The organism is Nostoc sp. CHAB 5836 (genome assembly GCF_020829445.1).
Taxonomy (GTDB): Bacteria; Cyanobacteriota; Cyanobacteriia; order Cyanobacteriales; family Nostocaceae; genus Nostoc.
In genome coordinates this window covers 1-9441 of the sequence record NZ_JAIVFV010000225.1, presented here as the reverse complement: position 1 = coordinate 9441, position 9441 = coordinate 1, and the positions used below count along the sequence as shown (strand labels likewise).

Sequence of the window (9441 nt, the reverse complement as noted above, 5' to 3'; positions counted from 1 at the left end):
CCTAGCTTGGATTTTTACAGGTACTGCTTTAACAGGTTTTTTTGTAATTGGCCACGATTGTGGTCATAGGTCTTTTGCCAAACGTCGTTGGGTAAATGATTTGGTCGGGCACTTCTTCATGATGCCGTTGATTTACCCCTTTCACAGTTGGCGCATTAAGCATAATTATCACCATACTCATACCAACAAGTTGGATGAGGATAACGCTTGGCATCCAATTAGACCAGAAGTGTTTGAAAATTGGGATAAAACCCGGCAGTCTGCTTTTAAGCTGTTCATGCGTAAACGCTTCTGGTGGGTAGGTTCCATTGGACATTGGGCTGTGGTGCATTTTGATTGGCGGAACTTCAAAACTAAAGACCAATCGAGTATCAAGCTTTCTGTGGCTGTAGTAGTGGTGTTTGCTGCGATCGCTTTCCCGGTTCTGGTCGCCACAACTGGTATCTGGGGATTTGTCAAGTTTTGGCTAGTGCCTTGGATGATTTACCATTTTTGGATGAGTACTTTTACCATTGTTCACCATACTGCCGCAGATGTTCCTTTTGCAACAGCGAACAAGTGGAAAGAAGCTCTAGCACAGCTATCTGGAACTATTCATTGCGATTATCCGCGTTGGGTAGAAGTCTTATGCCATGATATCAATGTTCATGTCCCTCATCATATTTCCACTGCGATTCCTTCTTATAATTTGCGGCTAGCTTACAGCAGCATCAAAGAAAATTGGGAGCCTTATTTGCATAATGAGTGTAAGTTTTCTTGGTCTTTAATGAAGCAGATTACAGACCAGTGTCAACTATACACAACTGATGTTGGCTATAAGACTTTCGACGAACATTATACAGAGCAATAAATAGCGCTGTGATTATACTCGCGCTCTTGAATCAACGAGAGCGTTGTTCATGCTGTGTTTAAATAGAATCTGGCAATTTTTTAATGACTAAAATTGTTAGGTAAATTGCCAAAATCATTGTCTTTTTTGTTAGCGATCGCTAGGATCGTGGGCATCCTAGAGGGGAGATTATCTCGTCTCAAATAAAGTTCCGATTTATATCCAACCAAAGAATCCAGTGCAATCAAATATCATTACGTTCAATAATCCTCCTGACCATGAAACGTCTGAGGATGCAGCTAAATTGCCTTTTACTCTTCAAGATTTAAAAGCTGCAATCCCTGCTGAATGCTTTCAACCAAATGTGACAAAATCACTTTTTTACTTCTTTCGTGACATCCTGATTATCGGTCTGCTTTATGCAGTCGCTTATTACCTGGATTCTTGGCTTTTCTTTCCGATTTTCTGGCTAATGCAAGGAACAATGTTTTGGGCTTTGTTTGTAGTAGGACATGACTGCGGACACCAATCTTTTTCTAAGCACAAATGGCTCAATGATTTGATTGGACATCTTTCTCACACACCAATACTTGTTCCTTATCATGGTTGGCGAATCAGCCATAGAACTCATCACAAAAACACTGGCAATATCGATAACGATGAAAGCTGGTATCCTGTCACAGAATCACAATATAAGGAGATGCCTTTAGCCCAAAAGATAGGCAGATATTATGTTTTTCTATTGGCTTATCCTGTCTATCTGTTTAAGCGTTCTCCTAATAAGGAAGGTTCCCACTTTTTGCCCAGCAGTTCGCTTTTCAAACCATCCGAGAAATGGGATGTCATCACTAGTACTGTACTTTTGATTGGCATGGTAGGTTTGCTTGGTTTTCTCACATCCCAATGGGGTTGGATGTGGTTGCTGAAATATTACGCTGTACCTTACCTTGTATTCATAGTTTGGCTAGATTTGGTGACATTCTTGCACCACACTGAGCCAGAGCTTCCGTGGTATCGTGGAGAAGATTGGACTTTCTTGAAAGGCGCAATTTCTAGTATTGACCGTGATTATGGTTTAGTTAATCATATTCATCACGATATCGGTACTCATGTTGCTCACCATATATTCCTTAACATCCCTCACTACAATTTGCTGAAAGCAACTGAGGCAATAAAACCAGTGATGGGTGAGTATTTCCACAAATCGGAAGAACCAATTTGGAAGTCATTATGGGATTCATGTGTCATTTGCCATTTTGTACCTGATACTGGTGGTAAGGTTTACTACACATCCAACAATAAGTTAGCTAAAGGCTAAGACTCAGATTCCCGACTTGTTAGAAGAAGTCGGGAATCTAGACATCTCCCAAGTTGAAATTGATGGGTAAGCAAGTTCTTCATAAGGGAGCATCCCAAATGTGCAAAAACCTTGATAGCCCTCATCCCCTAACCCCCTCTTGATGTCTGGGCGGGTAAAGATTAACATATCTGTGGACAGAGGCGATATCTCGTTAAACCAATCCTGCTCAGAGTGAAAAATCTTTGGACTGTCTACTTTGAATCCTGTTTAGCACCAGTGAAGTTTATCTGTATACACTCACTGAAGATCATTACCTACTAGGGTTATAAAATAAATCACTACAGACTATACTATAAACAATTTACCCAAAACTTTCTCCAACAACTTTAAAATTTAGAGGTATAAATGATTCTAACTAATTTTAGCAAAAAAAGAAATGAATTTAAAGAATCTAAAGTACTCAAAGCTAAACCACATTGGCAAGGACAAAATTTGAGCGATACTGCTGTCAAAGGCAAAGATGCCAAGATGCGAGATTCTGCACCTGATATTTCGATTTTTAATAGTTTAAATCGTGGTCGAGTTGCTATTTTTATTGATGGCTTAAGTTTATTCCATACAGCTTTACAATTGGGTATAGAAATTGACTACGTAAAATTGCTCTGTCATTTAACCAACGGTTCAAGATTGTTGCGTGCTTTCTTCTATACGGGGGTTGATATCAGCAATGAAAAGCAACAGGGTTTTCTATTGTGGATGCGTCGTAATGGCTATCGTGTAGTGGCAAAAGAGTTAGTTCTGGCAGCAGAAAATTTCAAAAAATCAAATTTGAACGTAGAAATTGCTGTAGACATGATAACTTTAGCTCCTTACTATGATACTGCGGTTTTAGTCAGTGGAGATGGAGATTTAGCCTATGCTGTGAACGCTGTCAGTAGGATGGGGGTTCGGGTGGAAGTGGTCAGTTTACAAACGACGACTAGCGAAAGCTTGATTGATGTTGCTGACTGCTTTATTGACCTTGATAGTATTAAAGTACACATTCAAAAAGATTCTAATCTTGGCTATAGTTATCGAACGCCATCAAATTCAAACCTTTAAAAGCCTATTTCAAATCTATCGAAATCTCTACTGATACCAATTTTTTATGAAGCTGCATAGAATTCGATCCCCCGAAGTTGCCACAACGCTCTTAACCCGCGCAAGGCACTTCTCTTCGTCTGAAATATCTTTAATAGGACTTACGCAAAATAATGAAAAAACGAACCGCAAAGGGCGCAAAGGACACGAAGGAATAAGAGTTTCAGAGGGTTATTGCGTAAGTCCTATTTAATTTGGAATTTTGAATTGTTAATTGGAAATCCCTAATTACGAATTACGAATTATTTAATTTCCTTCCTCAATAATTCTGGAATCTGAGAAGGGCGTTCCGCTACTGGAACTTGCGCTGCTTTTAATGCAGCTAATTTACTTTGGACTGTGCCAAAATTAGGATCGCGTCCGATAACCGTTGCTAAAGTCCCGGTTTGTCGCCAACTTTTTCCTCGTGGTGCAAGTCGGCCTGCAATGTAGGCAATTACTGGTTTATCAATTGCCTCAGTAACGTACCGGGCTGCTGCTTCTTCACTACCACCACCAGGTTGACCGACTAAAACGATCGCCTGTGTAGTTTCATCCTCATCCAGAATTTGCAGCCATTGCAGAAAGGAGGAACCGACGATCGCATCACTACCAATACTGACACTAATCGACTGCCCCAAACCTGCTTTTGTTAATTCGTAGGCGATTTCGTAGGTGAGGGTGCTGCTACGACTGACGATCCCCACGGTTCCAGGGGTATAAAATTCGCTAGGTTGAGTACCTAAGAGAATTTTTCCGGGCACAATGATCCCCGGACTATTTGGCCCGATTACCAAAGTTTCACAGGCTTCGGCTTTGCGGAGTAATTGCACCATATCCAAAGGTGGCACGCCAGCAGTGATAATAATAATCTGGCGAATCTGAGATGCGATCGCTTCTAATGCCGCATCTAGCACGTCGTAAGGGTCTACACAGATAATCGTCGTGTCAATTGCCCCAAATTGTTCTATTACCTCCTCTACTAAGTCAAATACTGGCAGTCCATGCAGTTCCTGTCCGCCACATCCAGGATTGACACCAGCTACCAAATTGGTGCCATAAGCTTTCATTTGACCAACATAAGTACCTGATATAAATTCACAAAAGCCTTGAATTAAGACTTTACTCTCTGGCGTTAAGTTCATAAAAAATTACCGATTGGTCATTGGTCATTTGTCATTGGTCATTGGTCATTTGTCATTGGTCATTGGTCATTTGTCATTTGTCGTTGAGCATTAGTAAGGGTTTTAAGCTTATTTACGTTCAGTAACATACTTAGTTTTTTTCGCGCCAACGTATTTCCAGTGTCGTATTGATTCAATTTTTACGAAAAATCGTAGTGATTCAACACTTAGTCGGGTAAACTCTGGGATTTAAAACAGTTATCAGTTATCAGTCCTGGCGGCGTATGGTGGGGGTAAAAGTTGCGCCACCAACGCCTGACACCTGTACGGCGTAGGCAAAAACTTGCGGGATAAATAGATCACTGATAACTGTTCACTGTTCACTGTTAAAAGCCCCCACCATATTGCTCTTCGCAATTGGTTGTGGGTAGTTTACTACTTCTTATTAACGGTTGGTTTAGCAAGACGAACTGCTGTTGCCACTGCCTCATCTAAATTTTCTACCACGAGTAGCGCATCGCTGTGGGTTTTTAGTGTTGCTAAATATTTTCTAGCAGCATTAAATTCAGAACCAGCAAGACGGACAACCAAGGGCGAAAAATTCGGTTCTCGCCGACTTTTATTACCATTAGAACGCACAACCTGTGATTGAAGTTCGCTGTTGTCTTGCTGTACAAATTTGGCTATAACTTCAGCTACTTCCTCAGTTTGAGGAATGCTACCCAGAAAGTTAATTAGTATTACTTGAACGCTTTTGTCAGCCCCCAGGATTTTCAGACCTGTCTCTAGGCGATCGCGGAAGGTAGTTGGTTTAGTATCTGTAAGGAAAGTATGACGTAGATTCAAACAAACACCTGGGTTGCCACCAGCATTAGCGACTAAATCCAAAGTTGCCATTACTGAACCAGTACCATTACCTAAAATACCGATTTTACCATGCATTTCTACACCATCCCAGTCGCCCAAAATACCGTTGATTTCAGTACTGGTATGACGATTGATAATTTTTGCTGCCATCTCAGCAAGATCGGGATGACGCTTGATCGCCCGTTCATTGACCCTGACTTTACCATTAAGAGCCATCACTTGACCAGTAGCGCTGACTGCTAAGGGATTGATTTCGACTAAATCCAGGTCTTTTTGCACAAATAACTGGTACATTTTCTGGACAACACTGCTTACCGATTGCATCAGCGTCCCCTGCAAACCCATTTTCAAAGCCAATCGTCGGGCATAAAATGGCGAAAATTCCTGTTCCACAACGACATAGTGCATTTTTTCGCCAGCCAATTCCCAATCGATGTCTGCTTCTTTGCAACCTAAAAGTACCGGTCGGCAGACAGCAGTATCTAAAACCACCGCTAGATAAAATTCCTGGTTGGCGTCGTATTGGGATTCTGCCAGCACAACTTCCGGCAATTCGCCCCATATTGGTAAACTAAAGATATTCTGAGCAGCTGCGATCGCATCAATAGTCGTCTCCGCAAACCTGACTCCACCTGCTTTTGCCCGTTCCGCTCCGTGTACTTGAGATTTCAGTACAATTGGGAAGCGAATTTTTAAACGTTTCAAATCTGTAGGATGGTCAATTCGTTGGGAAGGTAATACTGGAATACCTATCTTCCCAAACCATTCTTTAACTTGGTACTCTAATAAATCCATTGATACACCTTATATTAACTATTGACGCTTTCCAAGCCTTTGCTGATTACTGTCTTAATATTTTGCAGCACCTTTATTCCAGAATTAAGCTTTTGGTATCTATAAAAATATATTTTTCACGGAGCAATTTTATCGAATTCAGCAAATGAGGCACATTAATTTCCATAGCCAACCTGTATTTGCCAGAGCCACAACACGTAATTAATCTCCTCAGTAAGTTTCCCAGCATAGAAGATAACTAGCATTTCTGTCAAAACCCTCTCACATAGCATAGTTTTCTTAACCGTGGGATCATTTGGTAACAACTGCTCTGTAATTAAAGTTTTCCAGCTAAGTAAGTAGGCATGAATAATTAAAGGTTTTTAGTCAGGGCTGAAGTCCTTTATCAGAGACAATTTAACTAATTTTACACTGCATAATATAGTTTAGTTTATTCTTTACCACTTACTGAGTAGTTCCTGTAAATTTAATTGCCAGCAAAGAATCGAGTGTAAATGGTTAAGATCTAGACATAGGAGTGAAAAAGAATGTAGAGACGTAGCAGTGCTACGTCTCTACAAGGGTTATGGGCAAGGCATATTTAATTTCTACCAGATGTCTTCTCTATTGTTCCCATTTTTTATTTTAAATTTATACCTGAAGACAGATTATTTAATTTTGTATCTAGCGCTGTGAAAATGTAGCGGCGCGAACAATAACTACTTTTTTAAATTTTGCTCAAAAGTCAGAATTTGTGTTAGAAAGTTGGTCGTTCAGATTTTCAGGCTGTGGCTGGTTAAACTGTGCATTTGCATTCGACAAACCGAGAAAGCTCATTTCATCCCATTAAAAATAATCAAAACAATATAGAAGTTCAGCGCGAAAGCTCTATGAAAGTAGCAGTCCAGCAGGAAGATTTACAGCTTTTAGCCAAAACTTTGCAGGAACAATTGCTTGTAGAAGTCTCAACGGCTGAAGTCTTCGAGGTGAAGTGTGCCGTCAATAAAGACGGGCTAATGATTCTAACACAACACGCATCAGATGTAATAGTTGAGGCTCAACTAATTTTTGCAATCATTGAGGAAGTACTTCAGTCTTTAGCACCCCACAAAGAGCAACGGGTACAATGTTTCCTGAGAGTTTTTGGTGAACGACTCCCTTATGCTAAATGTTTCTTGGCGTTGAAGCAGACGGGGGGATGGGGGGATGGGGGAGATGGGGGGGATGAGGGGGATGAGGGGGATGAGGGGGATGGGGAAGCAATATTGCCTTCATCATCTCTGACGTGTTTTCCATCAATTGATGAAACTGAGGAGGAAGAACCGTTTGACCCGTTTGCTTCAACGCCTAATTTGTCGGCTTCAAAGCCAGCATTCCAAATCAAGCCTATTCTACTGGGTGCAGCCTTGGTGGCAATTGTAGTTTTAGGCAGTGGTGCTTACTTCTTGACTCGCCCTTGTGTGATGTCTGAGTGTAAAGAAATACAAAATGCCGAGCAATTAAAAACAAAATCTGTGCAACTGATGGGCAGCGCCAAGTCTGAAAAAGAATTAGTCGCTGTACAACAGCAACTCGCAGCAGCCAGCGCAGCTTTGAATGTAATTCCTAGTTGGTCGCCGCGTTACCAGATGTCAGAAGAACTAAAAGTAAGTTTGTCTGGAAGGTCAGAAAAAATTAACCAGGTGGTCAAGGCTTTGCAGATGGCATCTTTGGCAACAGAAAAAATGCAAACTCCTGCACATAGCCTAGAAGAATTACAAACTAGCCAACACTTATGGCGACAGGCTATAGCGCCACTAGAAACTATAAGTTCCAGTAGTGAACTTTATGGGCTGGTGCAAGGGAAATTACTTAATTATCGTATCCGTTTGCACGCGATAAATCAACAGATATTTACTGAAGAAAAATGGCTGAAAAAACTAACAACAGCGAAGGCTGTAGCCAATGCAGCCGAGAATCGGCAAGCTACTGCTAAATCCTTGAATGACTGGCAAAAGGTGCAGTCTACTTGGCTAGTGGTAGTTAATGCCTTGAATACCATTCCCCAGACTAGCGCTGGATACCAAGAAGCCCAAAAGCTGTTGAGAGATTATAAACCTAAGTTAGTCATCGCAGGCGATCGCGCTACTAAAGAACAATTAGCTGTTAAAACCTATCAACAAACCCTTAACACTGCCAAGCAAGCCAAAATATTTGAGCAACAAAATCAATGGCAAGCAGCAGCTATATACTGGGATCAGGCTTTGCAAACGGCTAAAAAAGTTTCTCAAGATAGCTTGTACTACACTCAAGCTCAGTCTCTCATCGAACCCTATTCAGCTGCGCTCAAACAAGCACAAGAGAAACTACAAGTTGTTAGTAGTTTGCAACAAATCCGCACCGACTTGGATAAAACCTGTATTAATGGAATTCGGATTTGCACATTTAGCATAGACAATGCCGGAATTATTATCCGGCTAACCCCTGAGTATGACCAAATAAGGCAAAATAATTTAGCTAATCCTGATTCTGAGAACTCCAATACTGCTGTTGACGTTACCAATCACTTGCAAATCTTACGGGAAGCCTTAGCTGTAATTAGTGACAATGCTAACTTGTCCCTTTTCCTCTATGATTCCAAAGGTCAGGTAATTTATACGCGGACTTTAGGCGGGTAGAAAAGTTATACCATTTTGGATTTTGGATTGGCTTGATTGTGGACAGATAAATCTGTTGCGATCGCAGCCTATGATATATCCATAACATCCTCTAACTCTGATACCATTTTCTATAATTTCCTGCTTGTTACAAAAATTAGCCGAATAAAAATTAAGTACTTAGATAAGGAAGAGTGAAATGGGACTTAGCGATGGACTTTTGAACCCAACCAAAAAGGCTATGATCATAGAGGATTGTTGCAAGATGATAGAAGGACAGCTTGCATCCAAGTCAGGTATGAGCGGTATCGCTTTGAAAACTGCCTTCGCCGCCCTGAAGGGGGTCAAGCCTGGTTACATCCCCTACGTCGTTGAGCAGATTTTACCGCAATGCTTCACGGCAATTGATCCCATCTGGAATGAAGGTGTAGAAAAAGGCAACCCAATTGAACACCTGAATGCGAATCGCTCTGATACCGCAGATGCGCTACTAGGTGTCACCGATGCGAGAGTTCAGAAAACAAAGCGCCAAATCGTGCGAGGAACCTATGAAAAATTTCGCGGTTCCGCCAAAAAGCACGTAGAAGAAGCAGTGCCAGACTTAGCTAAGGTAATTGATAATTACACTAAAGCCTGAGCAATAAGAGACGCGATTAATCGCGTCTCTTAGCTCGACTTTATCCATTTTTTGCCAACGCTCAACTTGACGCTGAAACCTCTGTGCTACGGTAGTTCTACTTTTTCGATTTCACCGATAATCAGTGACATGGAAAAAGTTTTTGCCAAAAAGCT

Annotated in this window: 7 protein-coding genes; 5 read left to right on the top strand and 2 right to left on the bottom strand. The window is 41.2% G+C overall.

Annotated elements, in window-relative coordinates:
• From LC605_RS28690 to LC605_RS28680, 3 genes are all read left to right on the top strand, one after another.
• The coding region (locus LC605_RS28690) for a fatty acid desaturase (protein ID WP_229550844.1) at nucleotides 1-850 on the top strand (850 nt) is incomplete at its 5' end.
• A gap of 217 nt (nucleotides 851-1067) precedes the next feature.
• A complete protein-coding gene (locus tag LC605_RS28685) occupies nucleotides 1068-2147 on the top strand; it encodes a fatty acid desaturase (protein ID WP_229550843.1) in 1080 nt (359 codons plus the stop codon).
• Nucleotides 2148-2534: 387 nt separating this feature from the next.
• Nucleotides 2535-3230 (top strand): NYN domain-containing protein, encoded by a 696-nt coding sequence (locus tag LC605_RS28680; protein ID WP_229550842.1) that lies wholly within the window; start codon nucleotides 2535-2537, stop codon nucleotides 3228-3230.
• Nucleotides 3231-3511: 281 nt separating this feature from the next.
• Here LC605_RS28680 and LC605_RS28675 read toward each other — a convergent pair whose 3' ends face one another.
• The gene (locus LC605_RS28675; RefSeq protein ID WP_229550841.1) at nucleotides 3512-4393 is read right to left on the bottom strand and encodes a CoA-binding protein; all 882 of its coding nucleotides are present in this window, start codon (nucleotides 4391-4393) and stop codon (nucleotides 3512-3514) included.
• Nucleotides 4394-4807: 414 nt separating this feature from the next.
• The gene (locus tag LC605_RS28670) at nucleotides 4808-6034 is read right to left on the bottom strand and encodes a succinate--CoA ligase subunit beta (RefSeq protein ID WP_229550840.1); all 1227 of its coding nucleotides are present in this window, start codon (nucleotides 6032-6034) and stop codon (nucleotides 4808-4810) included.
• 869 nt (nucleotides 6035-6903) lie between these two features.
• Between LC605_RS28670 and LC605_RS28665 the strand changes: the two genes are divergently transcribed.
• On the top strand, nucleotides 6904-8670 hold the full coding sequence (locus tag LC605_RS28665; RefSeq protein WP_229550839.1) for a hypothetical protein: 1767 nt from the start codon (nucleotides 6904-6906) through the stop codon (nucleotides 8668-8670).
• Nucleotides 8671-8848: 178 nt separating this feature from the next.
• The gene (locus LC605_RS28660) at nucleotides 8849-9286 is read left to right on the top strand and encodes a hypothetical protein (protein WP_229550838.1); all 438 of its coding nucleotides are present in this window, start codon (nucleotides 8849-8851) and stop codon (nucleotides 9284-9286) included.
• Nucleotides 9287-9441 lie beyond the last annotated feature (155 nt).